Source organism: Streptococcus oralis (genome assembly GCF_026782125.1).
In the GTDB taxonomy this organism is placed as follows: domain Bacteria; phylum Bacillota; class Bacilli; order Lactobacillales; family Streptococcaceae; genus Streptococcus; species Streptococcus oralis_CE.
Genome location: NZ_JAKUVY010000003.1, coordinates 132,663 through 155,436, shown reverse-complemented (window position 1 = coordinate 155,436; position 22,774 = coordinate 132,663). Strand labels below are relative to the sequence as shown.

The 22,774-nt window shown below is 42.5% G+C and carries 25 protein-coding genes and 2 pseudogenes; 24 read left to right on the top strand and 3 right to left on the bottom strand.

Annotated elements, in window-relative coordinates:
- Positions 1-425 precede the first annotated feature (425 nt).
- The 4 genes from mnmA (at position 426) to mnmG (ending at position 4,487) form a co-directional block, all read left to right on the top strand.
- Positions 426-1,547 carry a tRNA 2-thiouridine(34) synthase MnmA gene (gene mnmA / locus MK385_RS04075; RefSeq protein ID WP_268725360.1) on the top strand — a complete coding sequence of 374 codons (1,122 nt, stop codon included), beginning with the start codon at positions 426-428 and terminating at the stop codon, positions 1,545-1,547.
- Between the two features lie 140 nt (positions 1,548-1,687).
- Positions 1,688-2,143, top strand: coding sequence for an NUDIX hydrolase (locus tag MK385_RS04070; protein WP_042903037.1), 456 nt, complete (start codon positions 1,688-1,690; stop codon positions 2,141-2,143).
- Positions 2,144-2,152: 9 nt separating this feature from the next.
- Positions 2,153-2,584, top strand: a complete 432-nt coding sequence (locus MK385_RS04065) for an NUDIX hydrolase (protein WP_268725359.1) — start codon at positions 2,153-2,155, stop codon at positions 2,582-2,584.
- Positions 2,574-4,487, top strand: a complete 1,914-nt coding sequence (mnmG, locus tag MK385_RS04060) for a tRNA uridine-5-carboxymethylaminomethyl(34) synthesis enzyme MnmG (RefSeq protein ID WP_268725358.1) — start codon at positions 2,574-2,576, stop codon at positions 4,485-4,487. The genes MK385_RS04065 and mnmG overlap by 11 nt, the downstream gene beginning before the upstream one ends.
- Positions 4,488-4,625: 138 nt before the next feature.
- Here the strand turns inward: mnmG and rnjA are convergent, their stop codons facing one another.
- Together rnjA and MK385_RS04050 are read right to left on the bottom strand one after the other, a co-directional pair.
- Positions 4,626-6,308: a ribonuclease J1 gene (gene rnjA / locus MK385_RS04055; RefSeq protein ID WP_000331966.1), complete on the bottom strand. Its 1,683-nt coding sequence runs from the start codon at positions 6,306-6,308 to the stop codon at positions 4,626-4,628.
- Between the two features lies 1 nt (position 6,309).
- The gene (locus MK385_RS04050) at positions 6,310-6,543 is read right to left on the bottom strand and encodes a DNA-dependent RNA polymerase subunit epsilon (RefSeq protein WP_000639585.1); all 234 of its coding nucleotides are present in this window, start codon (positions 6,541-6,543) and stop codon (positions 6,310-6,312) included.
- A gap of 236 nt (positions 6,544-6,779) precedes the next feature.
- Between MK385_RS04050 and MK385_RS04045 the strand changes: the two genes are divergently transcribed.
- From MK385_RS04045 to MK385_RS03960, 18 genes and pseudogenes are all read left to right on the top strand, one after another.
- The gene (locus MK385_RS04045) at positions 6,780-6,923 is read left to right on the top strand and encodes a hypothetical protein (RefSeq protein WP_268725357.1); all 144 of its coding nucleotides are present in this window, start codon (positions 6,780-6,782) and stop codon (positions 6,921-6,923) included.
- A 468-nt stretch (positions 6,924-7,391) separates the two neighbouring features.
- Positions 7,392-7,691: a transcriptional regulator gene (locus MK385_RS04040; RefSeq protein WP_268725356.1), complete on the top strand. Its 300-nt coding sequence runs from the start codon at positions 7,392-7,394 to the stop codon at positions 7,689-7,691.
- A gap of 5 nt (positions 7,692-7,696) precedes the next feature.
- Positions 7,697-7,901: pseudogene (locus MK385_RS04035) on the top strand (relaxase); the annotation flags it as partial.
- Between the two features lie 83 nt (positions 7,902-7,984).
- On the top strand, positions 7,985-8,254 hold the full coding sequence (locus tag MK385_RS04030) for a Fic family protein (protein ID WP_268725355.1): 270 nt from the start codon (positions 7,985-7,987) through the stop codon (positions 8,252-8,254).
- Positions 8,255-8,999: 745 nt separating this feature from the next.
- A complete protein-coding gene (locus tag MK385_RS04025) occupies positions 9,000-9,215 on the top strand; it encodes a hypothetical protein (RefSeq protein WP_268725354.1) in 216 nt (71 codons plus the stop codon).
- 333 nt (positions 9,216-9,548) lie between these two features.
- Complete coding sequence (tsaB, locus tag MK385_RS04020) at positions 9,549-10,232, top strand: tRNA (adenosine(37)-N6)-threonylcarbamoyltransferase complex dimerization subunit type 1 TsaB (RefSeq protein WP_268725353.1); 684 nt, start codon at positions 9,549-9,551, stop codon at positions 10,230-10,232.
- Positions 10,229-10,666, top strand: coding sequence for a ribosomal protein S18-alanine N-acetyltransferase (gene rimI / locus MK385_RS04015; RefSeq protein ID WP_042767637.1), 438 nt, complete (start codon positions 10,229-10,231; stop codon positions 10,664-10,666). Before tsaB ends, rimI begins: the two co-directional genes overlap by 4 nt.
- The gene (gene tsaD / locus MK385_RS04010) at positions 10,656-11,666 is read left to right on the top strand and encodes a tRNA (adenosine(37)-N6)-threonylcarbamoyltransferase complex transferase subunit TsaD (RefSeq protein WP_268725352.1); all 1,011 of its coding nucleotides are present in this window, start codon (positions 10,656-10,658) and stop codon (positions 11,664-11,666) included. Before rimI ends, tsaD begins: the two co-directional genes overlap by 11 nt.
- A gap of 110 nt (positions 11,667-11,776) precedes the next feature.
- Positions 11,777-11,902 (top strand): annotated as a pseudogene (locus MK385_RS04005) (MutR family transcriptional regulator); the annotation flags it as partial.
- 46 nt (positions 11,903-11,948) lie between these two features.
- Positions 11,949-12,617, top strand: a complete 669-nt coding sequence (locus tag MK385_RS04000; RefSeq protein ID WP_042767638.1) for a CPBP family intramembrane glutamic endopeptidase — start codon at positions 11,949-11,951, stop codon at positions 12,615-12,617.
- A gap of 203 nt (positions 12,618-12,820) precedes the next feature.
- Positions 12,821-13,429, top strand: coding sequence for a hypothetical protein (locus tag MK385_RS03995; RefSeq protein WP_268725351.1), 609 nt, complete (start codon positions 12,821-12,823; stop codon positions 13,427-13,429).
- A 137-nt stretch (positions 13,430-13,566) separates the two neighbouring features.
- Positions 13,567-14,262 carry an AzlC family ABC transporter permease gene (locus tag MK385_RS03990; protein ID WP_268725350.1) on the top strand — a complete coding sequence of 232 codons (696 nt, stop codon included), beginning with the start codon at positions 13,567-13,569 and terminating at the stop codon, positions 14,260-14,262.
- Positions 14,252-14,575: an AzlD domain-containing protein gene (locus MK385_RS03985; protein WP_000253946.1), complete on the top strand. Its 324-nt coding sequence runs from the start codon at positions 14,252-14,254 to the stop codon at positions 14,573-14,575. Before MK385_RS03990 ends, MK385_RS03985 begins: the two co-directional genes overlap by 11 nt.
- 102 nt (positions 14,576-14,677) lie before the next feature.
- A complete protein-coding gene (locus tag MK385_RS03980) occupies positions 14,678-15,520 on the top strand; it encodes an amino acid ABC transporter substrate-binding protein (protein ID WP_268725349.1) in 843 nt (280 codons plus the stop codon).
- Between the two features lie 154 nt (positions 15,521-15,674).
- Positions 15,675-16,529 (top strand): MetQ/NlpA family ABC transporter substrate-binding protein, encoded by an 855-nt coding sequence (locus tag MK385_RS03975; RefSeq protein WP_268725348.1) that lies wholly within the window; start codon positions 15,675-15,677, stop codon positions 16,527-16,529.
- Positions 16,530-16,647: 118 nt separating this feature from the next.
- Positions 16,648-18,021 (top strand): M20 family metallopeptidase, encoded by a 1,374-nt coding sequence (locus MK385_RS03970; protein ID WP_268725347.1) that lies wholly within the window; start codon positions 16,648-16,650, stop codon positions 18,019-18,021.
- On the top strand, positions 18,014-19,075 hold the full coding sequence (locus MK385_RS03965; protein WP_268725346.1) for a methionine ABC transporter ATP-binding protein: 1,062 nt from the start codon (positions 18,014-18,016) through the stop codon (positions 19,073-19,075). Before MK385_RS03970 ends, MK385_RS03965 begins: the two co-directional genes overlap by 8 nt.
- Position 19,076: 1 nt before the next feature.
- Positions 19,077-19,769, top strand: a complete 693-nt coding sequence (locus MK385_RS03960) for a methionine ABC transporter permease (protein ID WP_049536857.1) — start codon at positions 19,077-19,079, stop codon at positions 19,767-19,769.
- A gap of 28 nt (positions 19,770-19,797) precedes the next feature.
- Here MK385_RS03960 and MK385_RS03955 read toward each other — a convergent pair whose 3' ends face one another.
- Positions 19,798-20,367: an MptD family putative ECF transporter S component gene (locus MK385_RS03955; protein ID WP_268725345.1), complete on the bottom strand. Its 570-nt coding sequence runs from the start codon at positions 20,365-20,367 to the stop codon at positions 19,798-19,800.
- Between the two features lie 133 nt (positions 20,368-20,500).
- Between MK385_RS03955 and MK385_RS03950 the strand changes: the two genes are divergently transcribed.
- Together MK385_RS03950 and MK385_RS03945 are read left to right on the top strand one after the other, a co-directional pair.
- Positions 20,501-21,115, top strand: coding sequence for a YesL family protein (locus MK385_RS03950; RefSeq protein WP_268705685.1), 615 nt, complete (start codon positions 20,501-20,503; stop codon positions 21,113-21,115).
- Positions 21,093-22,763 carry a sensor histidine kinase gene (locus MK385_RS03945; RefSeq protein WP_268725344.1) on the top strand — a complete coding sequence of 557 codons (1,671 nt, stop codon included), beginning with the start codon at positions 21,093-21,095 and terminating at the stop codon, positions 22,761-22,763. Before MK385_RS03950 ends, MK385_RS03945 begins: the two co-directional genes overlap by 23 nt.
- The last annotated feature ends 11 nt before the right edge of the window (positions 22,764-22,774 follow it).

The following is a 22,774-nucleotide window of genomic DNA, read 5'->3' as shown; positions in this document are numbered from 1 at the left end:
GTTTGCAAAGTAAGAAAGAGAGGTTGAGATGATTTATCAGCCTCTTTCTTGTCTTCTCCAACCAAGCGTGTTATAATGAATACTGCTCAAGCGACCTTCAATCGTTAAAGCACACACGACCTTCAATCGTGAACTAGTCATTTCGTTTATCTTTTATTACGTCGTTAACTCGAAATGAGATGCAAGCTGAGCTTGTCTGATTTATAACCTCAATCAGTCTCCCAGACTGATTGAGCGAACTCAAGTTATGCCTGCGACTCGTTGCCTATCATATTTTCATTTTAAGATGATAGGCTAAAATGGTCTCCCAGACCATTTTACTCCTAAAAGCAAACGAAAAGACGATACTCAAAGAAATTCTATTGAAAGTTATAATGAATAGAATTTTGAAGGGTATGAATAAACGAATAGATGGGAGACTTACCATGAGTGATAACTCTAAAACACGTGTTGTCGTGGGGATGAGTGGTGGTGTTGATTCGTCGGTGACGGCTCTCTTGCTCAAGGAGCAGGGCTACGATGTAATCGGCATCTTCATGAAGAACTGGGATGACACAGATGAAAACGGCGTCTGTACGGCGACCGAAGATTACAAGGATGTGGCTGCGGTAGCAGACCAGATCGGCATTCCTTACTACTCTGTCAATTTTGAAAAAGAGTACTGGGACCGCGTCTTTGAGTATTTCCTAGCGGAATACCGTGCAGGGCGCACGCCAAATCCAGATGTTATGTGCAACAAGGAAATCAAGTTCAAGGCCTTTCTGGACTATGCCATGACCTTGGGAGCAGACTATGTAGCGACTGGGCATTATGCCCGAGTGGCGCGTGATGAGGATGGCATCGTTCACATGTTTCGTGGCGTGGACAATGGCAAGGATCAGACCTATTTCCTCAGCCAACTTTCTCAAGAACAACTCCAAAAAACCATGTTCCCATTGGGGCATTTGGAAAAGCCTGAAGTTCGCAGACTAGCTGAAGAAGCAGGACTTGCGACTGCTAAGAAGAAAGACTCGACAGGGATTTGCTTTATCGGCGAAAAGAACTTTAAAAACTTTCTCAGCAACTACCTACCAGCCCAGCCTGGTCGTATGATGACTGTGGATGGTCGCGATATGGGTGAGCATGCAGGCCTTATGTATTATACCATCGGTCAGCGTGGCGGACTCGGTATCGGTGGACAACACGGTGGTGACAATGCCCCTTGGTTCGTTGTCGGAAAAGACCTAAGCAAGAATATCCTCTATGTCGGCCAAGGTTTCTACCATGACTCGCTTATGTCAACCAGCCTAGAAGCCAGTCAAGTTCACTTTACTCGTGACATGCCAGAGGAATTTACGCTAGAATGTACGGCTAAATTCCGCTACCGTCAGCCTGACTCTAAGGTGACCGTCCATGTCAAAGGAGACAAGGCAGAGATCATCTTTGCAGAACTGCAGCGCGCCATTACACCAGGACAAGCAGTTGTCTTTTACGATGGCGAAGAGTGTCTCGGTGGTGGTTTGATTGACAATGCCTACCGCGATGGACAAGTTTGTCAGTACATTTAGATTGACAAATTTTCTCAATTTGCTACAATAATAAAAGTAATAGAAATGATGGTCAAAGCTCATGGATGTTGCAGGCTTTTTTGTCCTGCACTTCTTTGGAGTTTTGACTGTTTTTGTGTCGTTTAAAGGAAAGGACAAAAATGACTCAACAAGATTTTCGGACAAAAGTAGGAAATACGGTTTTTGGCGTTCGGGCGACAGCCTTGATTCTTCAAAATCGCAAGCTTCTAGTCACCAAAGACAAGGACAAGTATTACACTATTGGCGGTGCGATTCAAGTTAATGAAAGCACGGAAGACGCGGTAGTTCGTGAAGTGAGGGAAGAATTAGGTGTCCGAGCTCAAGCTGGACATCTAGCTTTTGTGGTTGAAAATCGTTTTGAACAAGACGGTGTTTCCTATCACAACATCGAGTTTCATTATCTGGTGAACTTGCTTGAAGATGCTCCATTGACCATGCAGGAAGATGAGAAAACGCAGCCCTGTGAGTGGATTGACTTGGATAAACTTGAGGAGTTCCAGCTAGTTCCAGCCTTTTTAAAAACAGCCCTACCAGATTGGGACGGTCAACTAAGACACATTCATCTTGAAGAATAGGAGAGAAGCATGGTGATTAAGCTTATTGCCCATGTACTTGTTCATAGTGGTGGTGATTATTTGCTCATTCAGCGTTCGGAAATTAAAAGAGGAGAACCCAACGTTTATCCAACTTACTGGGATATTCCTGGTGGCGGGGTTGAAAAGGGTGAACTTCCGCGAGATGGAGCTCTTAGAGAATGCATTGAAGAAGCGGGAGTTAGGCTAGATAGCAGTTCGCTCAAACTTCTTCACGAAGATAGTCAACTGGATACCTCTAAGGATACGGTTTTTACTCGCTTAGTTTATAAAGCAGAGTGGGTTGGGGAGAAGCCAATTATCAGATTAGATCCTGAAGAGCATACACACTTTAAATGGGTTACTATGGATCAAGTTCTAGAGGAGGAGAAGTTAGTTCCTTATTTGCGAGAAATTTTTGAAAGGTTAAGAAATGACTTATAATTTTACGGAAGAATACGATATTATTGTAATTGGTGCGGGGCACGCGGGGGTGGAAGCATCCCTAGCTGCTAGCCGTATGGGCTGTAAGGTCTTGCTTGCGACCATCAACATTGAAATGCTGGCTTTCATGCCTTGTAATCCCTCTATCGGTGGTTCTGCCAAAGGGATTGTCGTGCGTGAAGTCGATGCCCTCGGTGGCGAGATGGCCAAAACAATTGATAAGACTTACATCCAGATGAAGATGCTCAACACAGGGAAGGGGCCAGCCGTTCGCGCCCTTCGTGCGCAGGCTGACAAGGAGCTTTACTCTAAAGAAATGCGCAAGACAGTTGAAAATCAAGAAAATTTGACCCTTCGTCAAACCATGATTGATGAGATTTTGGTCGAAGATGGAAAGGTTGTTGGTGTTCGTACAGCGACCCATCAAGAGTATGCTGCCAAGGCTGTTATCGTGACGACAGGGACTGCCCTCCGTGGGGAAATCATCATCGGAGACCTCAAGTACTCGTCAGGTCCTAACCACAGCCTAGCTTCGATTAACCTTGCTGATAACCTTAAGGAACTGGGCCTCGAAATCGGTCGTTTCAAGACGGGGACACCTCCACGTGTTAAGGCTTCTTCTATCAACTACGATGTGACAGAGATTCAGCCAGGAGACGAAGCACCTAATCACTTCTCATATACCTCACGTGATGAGGACTATGTTAAGGATCAAGTGCCATGCTGGTTGACCTACACTAATGGTACCAGTCATGAGATTATCCAAAACAACCTCCACCGTGCGCCTATGTTCACAGGTGTAGTTAAGGGAGTGGGACCTCGTTACTGTCCGTCAATTGAGGACAAGATTGTGCGCTTTGCGGACAAGGAACGCCACCAACTTTTCCTTGAGCCAGAAGGGCGCAATACAGAGGAAGTTTATGTTCAAGGCCTTTCAACCAGTCTGCCTGAGGATGTCCAACGTGAGCTGGTTCATTCCATCAAAGGTTTAGAAAATGCAGAGATGATGCGAACTGGTTATGCCATTGAGTACGACATGGTCTTGCCACACCAGTTGCGTGCGACTTTGGAAACAAAGAAAATCTCAGGACTTTTCACAGCTGGTCAGACAAATGGAACGTCAGGTTACGAAGAAGCTGCTGGCCAAGGGATTATCGCGGGTATCAATGCGGCTCTGAAAATCCAAGGCAAGCCTGAGTTGATTTTGAAGCGCAGCGACGGTTATATTGGGGTGATGATTGATGACTTGGTGACCAAGGGAACCATTGAACCCTACCGTCTCTTGACCAGTCGAGCCGAATACCGCCTCATCCTCCGTCATGATAATGCCGATATGCGTTTGACAGAGATGGGACGCGAGATTGGACTTGTGGATGATGAACGTTGGGCTCGCTTTGAAATCAAGAAAAATCAATTTGAAAATGAGATGAAGCGCCTAGACAGTATCAAACTCAAGCCAGTCAAGGAAACCAATGCTAAGGTTGAGGAGATGGGCTTCAAGCCGTTGACAGATGCGGTGACAGCCAAAGAATTCCTTCGCCGTCCAGAAGTTTCTTACAAAGATGTGGTAGCTTTCATCGGGCCAGCTGCAGAGGACTTGGATGACAAGATTATCGAATTGATTGAAACAGAGATCAAGTACGAAGGCTATATTTCCAAAGCCATGGATCAGGTTGCCAAGATGAAACGCATGGAAGAAAAACGCATTCCAGCCAATATTGATTGGGATGATATTGACTCCATCGCGACAGAAGCTCGTCAGAAGTTCAAACTTATCAATCCAGAAACTATCGGCCAAGCCAGCCGTATCTCTGGTGTAAACCCAGCAGATATTTCTATTTTGATGGTGTATCTTGAAGGTAAAAATCGTAGTATTTCTAAAACTCTTCAAAAATCAAAATGATACGTCGTCGGCTTCGGCTCACCTAACTCAAGTTATGCTTTCGCCTAGCCTTCTAGTCTGATTTCGATTTTTATTGAGTTTCAATCTCAAAAGAAAGCATAGAAAAAACAGCTCCGAAGACGGGGCTGTTTTGTTGATTTATTCTTCTTCATCTGGTGTGAGGATCATCGGGATGATAATCGGTTCACGTTCTGTATTTTCATAGAGGAAAGGACGAATAGCGTTGACAATGGCACCATTGACAGATTGCACGCTAGCATCTTTGTTCTTCAGCGCGATACGAATAGCATTGAAGAGGATGCGCTGGCTTTGGCGAATCAAGTCTCCAGATTCTCTCATGTAGACAAAGCCTCGGCTGAGGATATCTGGACCAGACAAGATCATTTTAGACTTGAAGTCAACAGTTGCGACTGCTAGAACGACACCATCTTCAGATAGATCTCTGCGGTCTTTGAGGACAGCCGCACCGATTTCACCGATACGATTTCCATCAACATAGATGTCTTGGGCATTGAAATGACCTGCGATACGAGCTGAGTCAGCAGTAAGGGCAAGCACATCACCATTGCTCATGATAAAGATATTGTCCTTCTCGACACCCGTATCCACCGCTAGTCCAGCATGGACTTTCTGCATGCGGTATTCACCGTGGACAGGCATGAAGTATTTGGGCTTGATCAAACGGAGCATGAGTTTTTGCTCTTGCTGACCACCGTGTCCAGAGGTGTGGATATTGTTAATCTTACCGTGGATGACTTCGACACCAGCTTCAGAAATGATGTTAATCAGCTTGTTGACGCTAGTCGTGTTTCCAGGGATTGGGCTAGAAGAGAAGATAACAGTATCGCCGGGTTGGAGTTGCACCTGACGGTGGGTTCCGTTAGCGATACGAGAGAGGGCTGCCATCGGCTCGCCTTGACTACCTGTACAGAGGATCAGAACCTCGCCTGCAGGATAATCTTTGATTTCATTTGGCTCGATAAAGGTTCCCTTAGGAGCTTTGATGTAGCCAAGCTCGATCCCGTTGACAATGGCCTTTTCCATAGAACGACCAAAGACCGCAATCTTGCGTCCAGTCTTAACAGCGGCATCTGTTGCTTGCTGGAGACGGAAGATATTTGATGCAAAGGATGCAAAGATGATACGTCCTTCAATGCCTTGAATGATCTTCATGATGGACTGACCAACGACTTTTTCAGAGTTGGTAAAGGTTGGCACTTCTGCATTTGTCGAGTCAGAGAGGAGACAGAGCACACCTTCTTCACCAAGGGCTGCCATCCGGTGCAAGTCTGCAGGTTCCCCAACTGGAGTAAAGTCAAACTTGAAGTCACCCGTACAGACGATTTTTCCTTGAGGGGTATGAATGACAATCCCCAAAGGCTCTGGAATGGAGTGAGTCGTTCTAAAGAAAGTTGCCTTGAGATTTTTAAAGGTCAACTCAGTGTTGTGGTTGATTTCGTAAAGTTTGGCGTTGCGCAAGAGACCGTGTTCTTCGAGTTTTCCACGGATCAAAGCCAGGGCAAGCGGTCCAGCGTAGATAGGGACATTTGCTTGCTTGAGCAGGAAAGGAATCCCACCGATGTGGTCCTCGTGTCCGTGTGTAATCAAAACGGCCTTGACGCGGTCGATATTGTCCACGATGTAAGAGTAGTCAGGGATAACGTAGTCGATACCCAGCAAGTCATCTTCTGGGAATTTAATCCCAGCATCGACGATGATAATTTCGTCTTGGTATTCAATTCCGTAAGTGTTTTTCCCGATTTCTCCCAGACCACCGATGGCAAAAACGCCGACTTCTTCAGGTTTAAGAGTATAGGCCATATTAGAACTCCGTAATCTCGAAAGCGCCAGTTTCTTTTTCGTAATCTAGCAATTTGTCAGACAAGAGCTCGATAAATTCGATATTGTACTCTGGGCGGTTTTCTTCGACAAGTTGGCGAGCAGCGATACGTCCTTCAAGTTCTGAGCTGGCATCGATGTCTAGGTAAAGTGAGCGTGTTGTTTCACGACGTGGGCTACGTTCTTTTGTTTCTTGATAAAAAACTTTGTAAATCATATAGTTCCTTTCTATTTACAGGTCAGCTTATTCCAAACTTTTAGTAGATATTGCTTGATTTCATTCCATTTTGTGTCTAGATTGACCTTGATTCGTTACAATTATTTCAATTATACCACAAAATGAAAAATTAGTAAAAGACGGAAAATGAGAAAGTAGGGAGGGTAAGAAGGAGTAAAAAGACAGGTAGGATTTGTTCGGAGAGCGCTTAGGTGTTATAATTAAAGGGGGAATCTATGGAGATAGTAGATTTAAGGAAGAATACAGTTCTAGTTTCATTAATCGTTGGAGTGGATGGTTGGGACAGAATGATATCTTTGAAAAAAGAAAAAGCTCTTGAGAAATCTCGAGAGCAACCAAAAAGGCTGAGACAAAATTAAGGGATCTTTCTGAGCAAGCTCAAGGGACAGCACCATTACCTGAAGTGATTGAATCACAACCTTTGAAAGACTTGTCACCAAGTCAGACCAAATCTCAACCTTTACTCTATTTTATCATCTATGAGGCTAAGAAGTCAATCTATAAGTATAACGATGTAGAAATGGCAAGATGGAGTGGAGTGCTTACCGAACAGGCAAGGAAAAGCCCTTAATTTAAGAGTAAGCAAAAAGAGAGGACCAATGGTAGTCAGGGGTCTTTACAGCTCAAAGCTGAAGGCAGTCCCACACCCGTACCAGAAGTTGGTACCTTTGAACGCTCTGTTACCAGTCGCCCTACGTTATCCTCTCAATATCTATATTTTACTATAACTTACTGAGGGAATCAATTTTGAAAGCATCAAAAAGCTCCTGACCGAAGTCAAGAGCCAATGTTAAAATGGAGAAAAATGTTACAAGGAGAATTATTAGATGAATGATACAATTGAAATAACTTTATTATTTAATCTATTTTTTTATGAAATGGGACTTTATACAAGAAACGAAAGATTCATTGAAGCTAACAAAAGAAAGGCAATTTCTATTTTAGATGAACATGCTAATAATCTTAAATATATAGATGAAGATTTATATAACGATTATAAGGAAACAATTGCTTTTCTTGAAAAAATTTCAGAAGAAGAATATCAGTATATTAAAAATGATATTGTCGAAAATGTTGAAATAATGATTAAACAATCTAATAAGGGGTTTGGGGATTCCCAAAAATAAATTTAAAAATTGAAATTAAGGATCGTTTAGAGTTTCTACTCAAATATTCAACTAATATAGAAGACTTTAAAAATAAAGCCCAGGAATTAAATCTTCATGTTGATTTTTCAGTAAAATACGTAAAATATAAACTACTAGATAGGGAACAAAAAAGAAATACACGTGACAGTACGTTATCCCAAAAAGATCGTTATTCTTTAAAGAATATAGAGGAGAGAATATCAAAAAATGAAATTGTTTATCCGCTTGAATCAATTAAGAATGAGTATGAGAACCTAAAAGAATAAAAAGATTTGGAATATCTTACTTACTTCCCTGGTCGGTTTGAACATATACATCCGTTTGCAGATGGTAATGGTCGAGTGGGACGCTTGCTATTGTATAAAGAATGCCTAAAAGAAGGAATCATTCCATTCGTCGTAGATGATTCAAACAAGAGTCATTACTACTCTGCCTTGGAAACACTTCAACTTAGGGACAATAAAGAACCTCTATTGACTTATTTTCAGGGTGAACAAAAGAATTACATCAACGATTTAAAAAATAAAAATTTTGACGGGTAGATAAATTGAGTTTAAAAAATTCTCAAAAAGTCTAAGAGTAATATGTGAGAATTCAAGGATAATATTGAAAAGTCTCTGTTTTAGGTCGAAAAAGAAAAAGCTCTTGACCAAAGCCAAGAGCCTACTAATAACATTGGGGGCGAACTAATCAATCGCAATTCCAGTTATTTAGAAGGTGAACCCTCAAGGACAGCACCACAGCCTGAAGAGCCAAAGGCTCAACCTGATTTTCCTACTAATGTTCAATTATATTTTAACATTGACAAGTCAGTAAAGTCAAATTATCGGTTGCGTGGTGGCTACAAATACCCTGAAGATGCGGACGTAAGGACTTTAAATAAGTATGCGGATGCTTTGCAACGGTCAGCACAACAATATTTAGATAGATTTGCCAATCAAAAAATCATCTACGCTTTTAACAAAGATAACCAACTGAACGCTCTGTTACCAGTCGCCCTACGTTATCCTCTCTATATTTATACTTTACTATAACTTACTGAGGGAATCAACTTTAAAAGCATCAAAAAGCTCCTGACCGAAGTCAAGAGCCGTCAAACACTGGGGGCGAATTGTTCAATCGCAATTCCAGTTCTTTAGAAACCAAAGTTTCAGGGATAGCACCGCAACCCGAAGAGTCAACGACTCAACCTGATTTTCCTGCCAGTGTTGAATTACATTTTAACATTGATAGACCAACATTGTCAACAGTTTATATGAAAATAGGAATACAAAAGGAGGATTAAGAATGTTTAGTTTGTTTGAATTTGCGATAGGGGTTCGCCTCTTGGTGTTTATAGTCTTTGTAGCCTGTGTCTATGGGGGGAATGCCTTGTTTGTGCATCTGGAACACTGCAAAACAAAATTCCTTTGGAAGCTTGCTTTTGTGACTCTCTATTCAATTTTTCTCCTCCTTGTAACCTATGTTGTCTGGCTTGTTTTCTACTTTGGTTTAAATGCCTAAAGTCAACTTTTTATCTAGATATACAGAAAGTCCACCTCGTCTTGATAGATGGGATGGATTTTTCTATTTTTAGGTGCTATCTTTATTGTTATGATGATGTTCTTTCGTATCGAAAATTGAGTTGAAACATAAATGCCTTATTCAAATTTTTTACGAAGAACCTTTCAATTTCCTTGTTCACTTTTCTATTCAAAAAAGCTACAACTTTTTTGAATTTTTTGTGTAGAATTGCTTCCCTAAGTGTCAGGCATCTTTTGTTTCAAAACAAAGAAAATTCCCATGCGTCAGCTTTTGTAGTATAATAGTAAGCAGACAAAAAGATAGGAATGTGTTATGAAAGTATTAGCTTTTGATACGTCTAGCAAGGCTCTTTCTCTAGCCATTTTAGAGGACAAGCAGGTTCTTGCCGAGACGACGATTAATATTAAGAAGAATCACAGTATTACCCTCATGCCTGCCATCGATTTTTTGATGTCGAGTCTGGATCTGACGCCCAAAGATTTGGATCGCATCGTGGTGGCAGAGGGACCTGGTAGCTACACAGGTTTACGAATTGCGGTAGCAACTGCCAAGACCTTGGCTCATACCCTGAACATTGAGTTAGTTGGGATGTCTAGTCTATTGGCTCTGGTGCCACGCCAACAAGAAGGTTTGGTGGTTCCTATCATGGATGCACGTCGCAATAATGTTTATGCAGGATTTTATGAAAATGTCAAGCCTGTCATGTCAGAAGCACACCTGTCCTTTGCGGAAGTGCTAGAGCAGGTCAAGGATGCTGAACAGGTAACCTTTGTCGGAGAAGTTGGAGCCTTTGTGGAACAAATCCAAGAACAACTACCACAAGCCAGCTACCAAGAAACCTTGCCAAATGCAGCTAATCTAGCTCTTTGGGCCTGGGATAAGGAAGCAGACTCCTTGCACGACTTTGTGCCAAATTACCTCAAACGAGTTGAGGCTGAGGAAAACTGGCTCAAGAACCACTCCGAGTCTGGCGAGTCTTACATTAAACGCCTATGATAGAGATTAAACGAATCCAGCAACAACCTGACTTGGCTCAAGCTATCTATGCTGTTATGGCAGATGTTTATCCAGTCAGTCCTTGGACGTTGGAACAAATCCAAGCAGACCTGTCCCAAGACCAGACTTGGTATGCTCTGGCTTATGATGGGACAGAAGTTATTGGCTTTCTAGCCGTTCAGGAGAATCTCTTTGAAGCAGAAGTCTTGCAGATTGCTGTACTGCCTAGCTATCAGGGGCAGAAAATCGCGACAGCCTTGTTTGACTTTTTGCCTGCCGACAAAGAAATTTTCCTCGAAGTGAGGGAGTCGAACAGGCCAGCTCTGCTATTTTATAAAAAAGAAAAATTTGAAGAAATCGCGCGGCGGAAGGCCTACTACCATGCGCCGATAGAAGATGCGATTGTCATGAAAAGAGAGATCCATGAAAGATAGATATATTTTAGCTTTTGAGACATCTTGCGATGAGACCAGTGTGGCGGTTCTGAAGAATGAGACTGAGCTTTTGAGTAATGTCATTGCGAGTCAAATTGAGAGTCACAAACGTTTTGGAGGTGTAGTGCCAGAAGTGGCCAGTCGTCACCATGTCGAGGTTATTACAGCCTGTATTGAGGAGGCGCTAGCAGAAGCAGGGATTACCGAAGAGGACATAACAGCTGTGGCGGTTACCTATGGACCGGGCTTGGTTGGAGCTCTGCTAGTTGGTTTGTCAGCTGCCAAGGCCTTTGCTTGGGCGCATGATATTCCCTTGATTCCAGTCAATCATATGGCTGGGCATCTGATGGCAGCCCAGAGCGTGGAGACTTTGGAGTTTCCTCTCCTAGCACTCTTGGTCAGCGGAGGACACACCGAGTTGGTCTATGTGTCAGAGGCTGGCGATTACAAGATTGTTGGGGAGACACGAGACGATGCAGTTGGGGAGGCTTATGACAAGGTCGGTCGTGTCATGGGCTTGACTTATCCAGCAGGTCGCGAGATTGACGAGTTGGCCCATCAAGGTCAGGATGTTTATGACTTCCCTCGTGCAATGATCAAGGAGGATAATCTGGAGTTTTCATTCTCAGGTTTGAAGTCTGCCTTTATCAATCTTCACCACAATGCTGAGCAAAAAGGAGAAGTCTTGTCTAATCAAGACCTGTCAGCAAGCTTTCAGGCAGCGGTCATGGATATTCTCATGACCAAGACTAAGAAAGCGTTGGAAAAATATCCAGTCAAGACTCTGGTCGTGGCGGGCGGTGTTGCGGCCAATCAAGGCCTGAGAGAACGCTTGGCAGCTGAGATTCAGGATGTTAAGGTGATTATTCCACCTCTGCGGCTCTGCGGTGATAATGCTGGTATGATTGCCTATGCCAGTGTCAGCGAGTGGAACAAAGAAAACTTTGCAGACTTGGACCTCAATGCCAAACCAAGTCTTGCCTTTGATACCATGGAATAAAGAGTCAGCTTGAAGCTGGCTTTTTTGCTAAAATATTTTATAATTATGATAAAAAAGGAAAAGTTTTTACGAATAGAATAGTAAAGGGAATCTTTAAGGGGAGTTTGGTCATGATTGAAAAAATGGAGTTGGGAGAATTTTATAAGGAATTGCGTCTTGCGAGAAAACTCAAGCAGTCAGATGTAGTTTGTGAGGGTCTAACAGCTTCTCAGTTATCCAAGTTTGAACTAGGGCAGTTTTCGTGTTATACTGTCTTTATTTCATAGTATAGGAGAAAATAGGATGAAAAAGATAATCTCACGCTACTACTTGTTTATAGCTATTCTACTTGTCATTGCTGACCAGTTCTTGATTCGTCTGATTTTACACAGCGACCTTGCTACGGGTCTATCTGACTTTTCCTATTATTTGTCGGATATGATGTTGAATTTTCTTGTGGTTCTGCTTGCTATTATTGTTATGGTTTGGTCAGGGAAATGGCAGAAAATCAATAGTAGAAAATTTAAGGGATCCTATCTTTTTTATTCCTTCCTAGCCCTCCTAGCTTTTGTTATTTGGAATTTTGTAACCTTTTTTATTTTCCCCCCTACCAAAAATGAAATTGCTTATCAACTCGCCATTCCGACTTTTACAGGGGCTACAGCATTTTTGATGTATTTTTTCTATCCTGTAATTGCAGGTCCCATTTTTGAAGAGATAATTTATCGTGGATTGGTGATGACCGCTCTGGAAAAAGGGAAGAAATGGGGACTGGATGTGCTTGGATCTGCTGCTTTGTTTGGAATCTTGCACATTAGTAATCATGGTTGGGTTTTGACAGACTTTTTCTCATATATGGGTGGTGGTCTCATATTTGCAGTCTTATTTAGAGTAACCAAGTCCATTTATTGGCCTATTGGACTGCATATAGTCTACAATGGTATTGGTCAAATTCTGCCCTTGTTGTTTTAGAGTTTCTGCCAATCATAAAAACAAAAGAACTGACTAGCTAAGTATTATAAATAAGACTGTTTTTTCAGTCTTTTTTATTTTGACTGTCTGTTACTAATTTTTGATTAGTCCTTTGTTTCCTCATAATTCAGAGAACAAATCTCAAAATGTAATCGGAAAATCCAAAGTTTGTCAGTCTGAGACTTTTCTTGTATAGTAGATATATGAAAATTACAAAAATAATTAGTAGTTTGCTTGCTCTTGGAGCTTTACTCATGCTTTTATCAGCTTGCCAGAATATCAAAAAGACGCAACTAGTCTTGTTTGAATCCCTTTCTTTCGGTATGCCTGTTAAATCTTTTGAAGAAGTATTGGGAGAGGCTAGCCAAGTGGTGGAAGAAGAGGAAAGGGCCTATCGCGATACTTGGCGTGCAGAAGACCCTTATTTCTATAAAACAGGCCGCCTTTTCTATGATTACGAAAATATTTCTTTGAAGGGCTATACTGGTCGAGCAACTTTTACATTTTCAAAGTCGCATCGTTTGGAAACAGTAGCGGCTTATTTTCCCGTTACCTCAAAAGCTGAGCAGCAAGCATTGCTCGATAACTTATCCCAGACTATAAAAAAAGAAATTGAAGCTCTTCCAGATTACCAGTCTATGACCACTGATCCGGTAGGACTATACGATGACGGTTATCGCTACAAGGTCAAGTTGAAGGGACAACAGTGGGAACTCTGGGTCGATGTCTATCCGACAGAAAATAAATATGCTACAGACACAGAAACCGATAAGTATACTATCCGAGTGGATCAATTTCTCATGTATCCATGATGCTTCCTCTTCAGCACTTTTTGCTGGCAATAGGTTTCGAATCCGAAACTTTTTTCTCTTCTTTGAATATGTTATAATAGTCCGTGCTGTGGCTGTGATGATGAACAGTCTCAATTGGAGAGAATACGAGGAGAAGGATGAAAGAAAAAGGATTTTGGGAAGGTGTTCAGGCTGCTATGCCGACTGCCCTTGGCTATGTTAGTATCGGTCTAGCTTGTGGAATTATCGGTGCGCCCTATGTGACACCTGTTGAGATGGGCCTGATGAGCCTCTTTGTTTATGCTGGGAGTGCCCAGTTTGCCATGTTGGCATTGATTGCGGTCCAAGCACCTGTAGCAGCCATTGCCATGACGGTCTTTTTGATCAACTTGCGCCTCTTTTTGCTGAGCTTGCATGCATCGACCTATTTCCGTCATACTGGTCTCTGGCAAAATATCGGTATGTCTAGTCTCTTGACAGATGAGACTTACGGGGTTTTGATGGGAGAATTAGCCCATACAGACAAGGTCCATCCTATGTGGATGCACGGGAACAATCTCAATAGTTATGTAGCCTGGTTTATTGGGACAGTTGCGGGGACAGCTTTAGGTGGGCTTCTTCCAAATCCTGAAGTCTTTGGCTTGGACTTTGCCCTTGTCGGAATGTTTATCGGGATTTTTACTTCGCAATTTCAGATTATGCAAAGACGGGTCCCTGTCCGCAATCTGCTGCGAATCCTAGCCGTTGTTGCGGTGTCCTTCTTTTTGCTCTTGACAGTGGTGTCTCAGTCGCTAGCTGTCCTGTTTGCGACCTTGCTAGGTTGTACCATGGGGGTGGTCTTAGATGGTCAGTAAATATCTTTTGTTAGCCGTTATCTTTTCAGGACTAGTGACTTGGGTTCCCCGTATGATTCCCTTCATCTTGGTTAAGTACAAGGGGTTGCCAGCTATCGTTGAGCGGTTTTTGAAGTTCTTGCCTGTTTCCATTATCTTTGCCTTGATCCTTTCAAGCGTAGTGACTGGCAAGGTTGGCAGCCTTCCTCAAATCAAATGGCTGGACTTTTTAGCAGTCTTTCCAACGGCTTGGGTAGCCTTTCGCTACCGCAATCTAGTGGGTACGGTTCTTTTTGGAGTAGTCTTGATTGCAGTCTTACGTCTGGTCTTTTAGTCAGCCATAAAAAAAACCTATCACCGAGATAGATATCATATAATGGCAAAAAAAAATATTTTCTGTTAAGATAGTAAAGTATTCTATTTTGGAGGAAATGACATGAAAAAAATCGTCAAATATTCATCTCTTGCTGCTCTAGGACTTGTTGCCGCAAGTGTACTAGCAGCTTGCTCAGGTGGAGATAAGAAAGACACTGCAACTAGCGAAGCAGCATCTGGTAAGAAAGAAATTATCGTTGCAACCAATGCTTCACCAAAACCATTTAACTACGAAGAAAATGGCGAGTTGACTGGTTATGAGATTGAAGTAGTCCGTGCTATCTTTAAAGACTCTGACAAATACGATGTCAAGTTTGAAAAGACAGAGTGGTCAGGTGTCTTTGCAGGCCTTGATAGCGACCGTTATCAAATGGCTGTGAACAATATCAGTTATACCAAAGAACGCGCTGAAAAGTACCTTTATGCAGCTCCAACTGCTAAAAACCCTAACGTTCTCGTTGTGAAGAAAGACGACGACAGCATCAAGTCACTTGATGATATCGGAGGCAAGTCTACTGAGGTCGTTCAAGGGACAACATCAGCTAAACAGCTAGAAGATTATAACAAACAACACGCTGACAATCCAACGGTTCTTAACTACACCAAGGCTGATTTCCAACAAATCATGTCTCGTTTGAGCGATGGTCAGTTTGACTACAAGATCTTCGATAAAATTGGTGTTGAAACAGTTATCAAGAACCAAGGTTTGGACAACTTGAAAGTCATTGAACTTCCAAGCGACCAACAACCTTACGTTTACCCACTTCTTGCTAAAGGTCAAGATGAGTTGAAATCATTTGTAGACAAACGTATCCAAGAACTCTACAAAGACGGAACTCTTGAAAAATTGTCTAAACAGTTCTTCGGAGACACTTACCTCCCAGCAGAAGCTGATATTAAATAGTCGTATGAAATCATCCAGTCTGAGAAAGGCGGATGATTTCTCAATTTTCAGGTATATAGTTTCAAACTATATGTCTGCCTATCTAATAACAATTTGCTAATTAAAATAAAGTATGAGATACTATTACGGTATTATTTTTAAAGGAGAAAGAATCATGAAAATTAAAAAATGGCTCGGTGTAGCAGCTCTTGCTACAGTCGCAGGTTTGTCTCTTGCAGCTTGCGGAAATTCAGAAAAGAAATCAGACAACGAAACAGTTGTCAAAATTGCAACAGTTAACCGTAGCGGTTCTGAAGAAGCGCGTTGGGATAAAATCCAAGAATTGGTTGAAAAAGATGGTATTAAATTGGAATTCACAGAGTTCACAGACTACTCACAACCAAACAAGGCAACTGCTGATGGCGAAGTAGACTTGAACGCTTTCCAACACTACAACTTCTTGAATAACTGGAACAAAGAAAACGGGAAAGACCTTGTAGCGATTGCAGATACCTACATCTCACCAATCCGCCTTTACTCAGGTAAAAATGGGGAAGAAAACAAGTACACTAAAGTGGAAGAAATCCCAGATAACGGTGAAATCGCCGTACCAAACGATGCAACAAACGAAAGCCGTGCGCTTTACTTGCTTCAATCAGCTGGTTTGATCAAATTGGATGTTTCTGGAACTGCCCTTGCAACAGTTGCTAACATCACAGAAAATCCAAAGAACTTGAAGATTACTGAATTGGACGCTAGCCAAACAGCTCGTTCATTGTCATCAGTTGATGCTGCCGTTGTAAACAATACCTTCGTTACAGAAGCAAAATTGGACTACAAGAAAGCACTCTTCAAAGAACAAGCTGATGAAAACTCAAAACAATGGTACAACATCATTGTTGCGAAAAAAGATTGGGAATCATCACCTAAGGCTGATGCCATCAAGAAAATTATCGCAGCTTACCACACTGATGAAGTGAAAAAAGTTATCGAAGAAACATCAGACGGTTTGGACCAACCAGTTTGGTAATAAGACACAGGGAGGTGGGAGAGAGTTTCCACCTCTTGCTTTTGTATAGAGAGTTGATTTTAAAGAGGCACTTGTGGTCGTTCTGAAGACACAAGTACGTAGTAGAAAGAGAGAGAAAATGGTTTTTCCTAGCGAACAAGAGCAGATTGAAAAATTTGAGAAGGATCATGTGGCCCAACATTATTTTGAAGTCTTGCGCACCTTAATTTCCAAGAAATCAGTCTTTGCCCAGCAGGTTGGACTCAAGGAAGTCGCAAACTATCTGGGTGAGATTTTCAAGCGAGTAGGGGCTGAAGTGGAGATTGATGAGACTTACACGGCGCCCTTTGTCATGGCACATTTCAAGAGTTCGCGTCCGGATGCCAAGACCTTGATTTTCTATAACCACTACGACACCGTGCCAGCGGATGGCGACCAGGTGTGGACAGAGGATCCTTTTACCCTTTCTGTGCGAAATGGCTTTATGTATGGGCGTGGGGTTGACGATGACAAAGGCCACATCACGTCTCGTTTGAGTGCTCTGAGAAAGTATATGCAGCACCATGATGATCTGCCTGTCAATATCAGCTTTATCATGGAAGGAGCAGAGGAGTCTGCTTCTATGGATCTAGATAAGTATTTAGAGAAACACGCAGACAAACTTCGTGGGGCGGACTTACTAGTCTGGGAACAAGGAACCAAGAACGCCTTGGAACAGCTGGAAATCTCTGGCGGAAACAAGGGAATCGTGACCTTTGATGCCAAGGTGAAAAGTGCGGATGTGGATATCCACTCGAGTTATGGTGGTGTCGTGGAGTCAGCTCCATGGTATCTTATCCAGGCTCTAAGTAGCCTACGTGCAGCAGATGGACGTATCTTAGTAGAAGGCTTGTACGAGAATGTCCAAGAGCCGAATGAACGAGAGTTAGCCTTGGTGGATACCTATGCACAAGGCAATCCTGGGGAAATCAGTCGCATTTACGGCTTGGAATTGCCTCTCTTACAAGAGGAGCGCGCTGCCTTTCTAAAACGATTCTTTTTTGAACCTGCACTCAATATAGAGGGAATCCAGTCAGGTTATCAAGGTCAGGGTGTTAAGACTATTTTGCCAGCAGAAGCTAATGCCAAGCTAGAAGTTCGTCTGGTTCCTGGCTTAGAACCACATGATGTTCTGGAAAAAATTCGGAAACAGCTAGACAAAAATGGTTTTGATAAGGTAGAATTATATTATACCTTGGGAGAGATGAGTTATCGAAGCGATATGAGTGCGCCAGCCATTCTCAATGTCATCGAGTTGGCCAAGAAATTCTATCCGCAGGGCGTATCGGTCTTACCGACTACAGCGGGGACAGGACCTATGCATACGGTCTTTGACGCCTTAGAGGTACCTATGGTAGCCTTCGGTTTAGGCAATGCCAATAGCCGAGACCACGGTGGAGATGAAAACGTGCGGATCGCCGATTACTACACCCATATTGAATTAGTAGAGGAGCTGATTAGAAGCTATGAGTAGAGATATTATCAAGTTAGATCAGATCGATGTGACCTTTCACCAAAAGAAGAGAACCATCACAGCGGTCAAGGATGTGACCATTCACATCCAAGAAGGGGATATCTACGGTATCGTAGGATATTCTGGAGCAGGAAAATCCACTCTAGTCCGGGTGATTAACCTCCTGCAAAAACCATCCGCAGGGAAAATTACCATTGACGACGATGTGATTTTTGACGGCAAGGTGACCTTGACGGCAGAGCAGTTGCGTCGCAAACGTCAAGATATCGGGATGATTTTCCAGCATTTCAACCTCATGAGTCAAAAAACAGCAGAGGAAAATGTAGCCTTTGCCCTTAAACACTCTGGACTCAGCAAGGAAGAAAAGAAAGCAAAAGTAGCTAAGTTGTTAGACTTGGTTGGCTTGGCGGATCGTGCTGAAAACTATCCTTCACAACTATCAGGAGGGCAAAAACAGCGTGTGGCCATTGCGCGTGCCTTGGCAAATGATCCAAAAATCTTGATTTCAGATGAGTCAACCTCTGCACTTGACCCTAAGACAACCAAGCAGATTTTGGCCTTGTTGCAAGATTTGAACCAAAAATTAGGCTTGACCGTTGTCCTGATTACACACGAAATGCAGATTGTCAAAGACATTGCTAATCGTGTAGCAGTCATGCAGGATGGTCGTTTGATTGAAGAAGGCAGTGTCCTTGAAATCTTCTCAGACCCTAAACAACCTTTGACTCAAGACTTCATCTCAACTGCCACAGGTATTGACGAAGCTATGGTCAAGATTGAGAAGCAAGAAATTGTGGAGCATTTGTCTGCGAATAGCCTTTTGGTGCAACTCAAGTATGCAGGGGCTTCGACAGACGAACCCCTTTTGAATGAATTGTATAAACATTACCAAGTAACAGCTAATATTCTCTATGGAAATATCGAAATTCTCGATGGCACTCCTGTTGGAGAATTGGTTGTGGTGCTGTCTGGTGAAAAAGAAGCGCTAGCAGGCGCTCAAGAGGCTATCCGTCAAGCGGGTGTCCAGTTAAAAGTACTGAAGGGAGGACAGTAAAATGACAGACTTGATTCAAACTTACTTACCAAATGTCTATAAGATGGGCTGGTCTGGTCAGGCAGGCTGGGGAACAGCTATTTACCTTACTCTTTATATGACAGTTCTTTCCTTCATTATCGGAGGATTCTTGGGACTGGTGGCAGGTCTTTTCCTTGTCTTGACAGCGCCAGGCGGTGTTTTGGAAAATAAGGTTATCTTCTGGATTTTAGACAAGATTACCTCTATTTTCCGTGCGGTTCCCTTCATCATCCTCTTGGCAATTATGTCACCACTTTCTCACTTGATTGTCAAGACTAGTATCGGGCCAAATGCAGCCCTTGTCCCACTCTCTTTTGCGGTATTTGCCTTCTTTGCACGTCAGGTGCAGGTCGTCTTGGCTGAGTTGGATGGTGGTGTGATTGAAGCGGCTCAAGCTAGTGGAGCGACTTTCTGGGATATCGTTGGGGTATACCTATCCGAAGGTCTTCCAGATTTGATTCGTGTGACGACTGTGACCTTGATTTCCCTTGTTGGTGAAACAGCTATGGCGGGAGCAGTTGGTGCGGGTGGTATCGGTAATGTAGCCATTGCCTATGGGTTCAACCGTTACAATCACGATGTGACCATCTTAGCGACCATCATTATCATCTTGATTATCTTTACAATCCAGTTCTTGGGAGATTTCTTGACCAAGAAATTAAGTCATAAATAAAAAGAGCCGAAGGGCTCTTTTTTAGTGATTAGATTTTGTGTGTAAACTTTTTACTAATGAGTTGCCCAAGCAAAGCACCAATCAAGGCACAAAGGAGAATGCTTGCGACAAAGAGAAAAATTTTGTCTAGCTCTGGAGCGACCATGATACGGTCAATGTATTCCTGAGATTTTCCACGAGTGAGGAGAGCTGCCTCGTAGGATGCTGGATTGATCCACATGAGGAGGATAGGACCACTTGTGCTAAAAGCAAAGACTAGGAAGGAGAAAAGATTTTTAATCTTATCCTGATAGTGACCGAGGCGAGCGGTGGCATCTGCTGCAAGACCGCAGGCGATAGCTGGTAGAAAGGCTCCAGCGCCGTGTTTACTAGCTAGGAAGAAGAGAGCCATAAAGAGCCCTAGAGTGGAAATGGCACCAAAACGAGGAACTTTTACCAGAAGAAACATGTAGACGCTCCCCCCAACAAGGGCTGAAAAAGCCGGAGCATAGAACATATTGCCCGTTGAGTCAACCAGGTGTCCAAGTACTACTCCAATCCCTAGACAGAGGAAATAGAGGACGACAGCTAAGAGGGTGGTTAAGATATTTTTCTTCATGAGTTTCTCCTTGATATAAACTAACAAAATCAATTGTATCACGCTTTTAGAAGATTGTAAATGGACACTCTATATTTTTGAAAACGTTTGAAATATGATATAATAGTTACACAGTTGTTTGAAGGAGGATATCATGGGAAAATTTCTAGAATTCGTCTTTAATCGTTTCTTTTTAGGAATGATTGTGACGGCTTTTTTCTGGTTATTCACACTAGCAGGAGGTGTGGTCTTTGGTTTGGCACCAGCTAGTGCAACCCTTATGAGTTTATATGCTGAGCACGGTTATACTTATAGAGCTTATCATTTGAAAGAAGCTTGGGAACTCTATAAGAGTAACTTTGTCAAGAGCAACCTCGCTTTCTATAGTTTTGTATTTGTAGATTTAGTATTAGTTTATGGTCTGTATCTTTTGGTTCAATTGCCCCATCAGACTATTTTTCATCTCTTGGCAACCTTTCTTAATGTTCTTGTAGTTGCCCTTGTCTTTCTAGCCTATACTGTTTCCTTGAAACTTCAGGTATATTTTGATTTATCCTACCGAAATACCGTGAAATTGTCTCTTATTGGAATTTTCATGAGCTTGCCAGCAATCGCCAAGGTTCTGATTGGCACAGGCTTGCTTGTAGGAGTTGGTTACTATATGCCTGCTCTCCTCTTTTTTGTAGGAATTGGTGTGTGGCATTTCTTTATCAGTGATATGTTAGAACCTATTTATGAAAGTATCCATGAAAAATTGGCGACAAAATAGAATGAAGCAATTTTGGCTTCACTCTCTTTTACGGATTTATAGCCTCGTTATGATCATCATCATTGCTAGTTTTGCGGTGATGATTTCCTATGCTGACTGGGATTCGCGCGAGAAAGAAGCTCAGCGAGTAGCTCAACGCGTGACGACTCGGACAGTAAGTGAGATTGAATATTACCATAGAGAGTCGACTCGGCTTGCCCAGACTTTGGTTGAAAATCAGGCTCGTATCGAAGGGATTTACAAGTACTTTAGTCTCAGTACGCCAGACTATTTTTATTGGCAATTAGAGCGCAAGGCTTCTCCTTATATCTCGGTATCCTTGTATGAAAATATCGACGATCTCTATGTTCGTAATGATTTTGTGACAGGGGTGGCAATTGTCCTCCAAGATTACAAAGAAGTTTTTGTTTCAACTAGAGGGAAACGAAGTGGAGAGAAAATTCCAGCAGAAAATTTCAAACCAGCTCCTAATAGTTTTGCCATTCCTGTATCCGATCCCGTTTCTGACCAGGATTTAGGAGTGATCTACATCTCTTTATCCCCAGATGTCTTACGTGGAGCTATTGACAATACCCGAGGCAACACACCAATGGCCGTGACGGTGACTTCGCCTTTTGATATGGAGATGTTTCAGCTTGGGGAGAAGGTGTCAGCAGAGCGGGAGAACTGGCTTGTAGGAGTCACCTCTCATGGCTATCAAGTTCGTGTAGCCGTTCCTAAGGATTTTGTTCTTAAGGGAACGTTGACTAGTTCTGCTGTCATTATTGGACTAAGTATTCTCTTTATCATCATTTTGTATATCACTCTGAGACAGACCTTTTCAAAATATCAAAAGCAGGTGGTGGACTTGGTCGAGTCTATTCAGGTTATTGCTCAAGGAGAAGAGGGACTTCGCATCGATACCTCTGAGAAAGATCAGGAATTGCTCCTTATCTCAGAAACAACCAATGATATGTTAGATCGACTGGAAAAAAATATCCACGATATTTATCAGTTGGAACTTAGCCAAAAAGATGCCAATATGCGAGCCTTGCAAGCTCAGATCAATCCGCATTTTATGTATAATACATTGGAATTTCTTCGCATGTATGCGGTGATGGAAAGCCAAGATGAGCTGGCGGATATTATCTATGAATTTAGTAGCTTGTTGCGTAACAATATTTCCGATGAGCGTGAAACGACCTTGCAACAAGAACTAGAATTTTGTCGTAAATACAGTTATCTCTGTATGGTTCGCTATCCAAAGTCAGTAGCTTATGGTTTTAAGATCGCGCCAGAATTAGAAAATATGAAGATTCCCAAGTTTACGCTCCAACCATTGGTCGAAAACTACTTTGCCCACGGTATTGACCACCGCCGAACAGACAATGTCATCAGCATCAAGGTCTTGAAGGGTGAGGGATTTGTTGAAATCTTAGTGGTAGACAATGGTCGTGGCATGTCTGCTGAAAAATTAGCTGCCTTGCAAGAGAAATTAGCTCAGAGAAGTTTTGAGCACGAAGCAAGCTACAGTGGGGAGCGGCAATCAATTGGAATAGTAAATGTACACGAACGCTTTGTTCTCTACTTTGGGGATCGCTACCAAATCAGTGTAGAGTCAGCTGAGCAAGAGGGGGTTCGTTACCATATCACTATCCAGGATGAATAGAAAGGGTAGAA

Bases quoted from the DNA above. Each gene is read 5' to 3' on its own strand.
- mnmA (WP_268725360.1), top strand. From the start codon at position 426: ATGAGTGATAACTCTAAAACACGTGTTGTCGTGGGGATGAGTGGTGGT.
- MK385_RS03950 (WP_268705685.1), top strand. From the start codon at position 20,501: ATGGGAAAATTTCTAGAATTCGTCTTTAATCGTTTCTTTTTAGGAATG.
- MK385_RS03960 (WP_049536857.1), top strand. From the start codon at position 19,077: ATGACAGACTTGATTCAAACTTACTTACCAAATGTCTATAAGATGGGC.
- MK385_RS03990 (WP_268725350.1), top strand. From the start codon at position 13,567: ATGAAAGAAAAAGGATTTTGGGAAGGTGTTCAGGCTGCTATGCCGACT.
- MK385_RS03975 (WP_268725348.1), top strand. From the start codon at position 15,675: ATGAAAATTAAAAAATGGCTCGGTGTAGCAGCTCTTGCTACAGTCGCA.
- MK385_RS04065 (WP_268725359.1), top strand. From the start codon at position 2,153: ATGGTGATTAAGCTTATTGCCCATGTACTTGTTCATAGTGGTGGTGAT.
- MK385_RS04050 (WP_000639585.1), bottom strand. From the start codon at position 6,543: ATGATTTACAAAGTTTTTTATCAAGAAACAAAAGAACGTAGCCCACGT.
- MK385_RS03995 (WP_268725351.1), top strand. From the start codon at position 12,821: ATGAAAATTACAAAAATAATTAGTAGTTTGCTTGCTCTTGGAGCTTTA.
- MK385_RS03965 (WP_268725346.1), top strand. From the start codon at position 18,014: ATGAGTAGAGATATTATCAAGTTAGATCAGATCGATGTGACCTTTCAC.
- tsaD (WP_268725352.1), top strand. From the start codon at position 10,656: ATGAAAGATAGATATATTTTAGCTTTTGAGACATCTTGCGATGAGACC.
- MK385_RS03955 (WP_268725345.1), bottom strand. From the start codon at position 20,367: ATGAAGAAAAATATCTTAACCACCCTCTTAGCTGTCGTCCTCTATTTC.
- MK385_RS03945 (WP_268725344.1), top strand. From the start codon at position 21,093: ATGAAAAATTGGCGACAAAATAGAATGAAGCAATTTTGGCTTCACTCT.
- MK385_RS04070 (WP_042903037.1), top strand. From the start codon at position 1,688: ATGACTCAACAAGATTTTCGGACAAAAGTAGGAAATACGGTTTTTGGC.
- rimI (WP_042767637.1), top strand. From the start codon at position 10,229: ATGATAGAGATTAAACGAATCCAGCAACAACCTGACTTGGCTCAAGCT.
- MK385_RS03985 (WP_000253946.1), top strand. From the start codon at position 14,252: ATGGTCAGTAAATATCTTTTGTTAGCCGTTATCTTTTCAGGACTAGTG.
- tsaB (WP_268725353.1), top strand. From the start codon at position 9,549: ATGAAAGTATTAGCTTTTGATACGTCTAGCAAGGCTCTTTCTCTAGCC.
- MK385_RS04025 (WP_268725354.1), top strand. From the start codon at position 9,000: ATGTTTAGTTTGTTTGAATTTGCGATAGGGGTTCGCCTCTTGGTGTTT.
- MK385_RS04045 (WP_268725357.1), top strand. From the start codon at position 6,780: ATGGAGATAGTAGATTTAAGGAAGAATACAGTTCTAGTTTCATTAATC.
- MK385_RS04000 (WP_042767638.1), top strand. From the start codon at position 11,949: ATGAAAAAGATAATCTCACGCTACTACTTGTTTATAGCTATTCTACTT.
- mnmG (WP_268725358.1), top strand. From the start codon at position 2,574: ATGACTTATAATTTTACGGAAGAATACGATATTATTGTAATTGGTGCG.
- rnjA (WP_000331966.1), bottom strand. From the start codon at position 6,308: ATGGCCTATACTCTTAAACCTGAAGAAGTCGGCGTTTTTGCCATCGGT.
- MK385_RS03970 (WP_268725347.1), top strand. From the start codon at position 16,648: ATGGTTTTTCCTAGCGAACAAGAGCAGATTGAAAAATTTGAGAAGGAT.
- MK385_RS03980 (WP_268725349.1), top strand. From the start codon at position 14,678: ATGAAAAAAATCGTCAAATATTCATCTCTTGCTGCTCTAGGACTTGTT.
- MK385_RS04040 (WP_268725356.1), top strand. From the start codon at position 7,392: ATGAATGATACAATTGAAATAACTTTATTATTTAATCTATTTTTTTAT.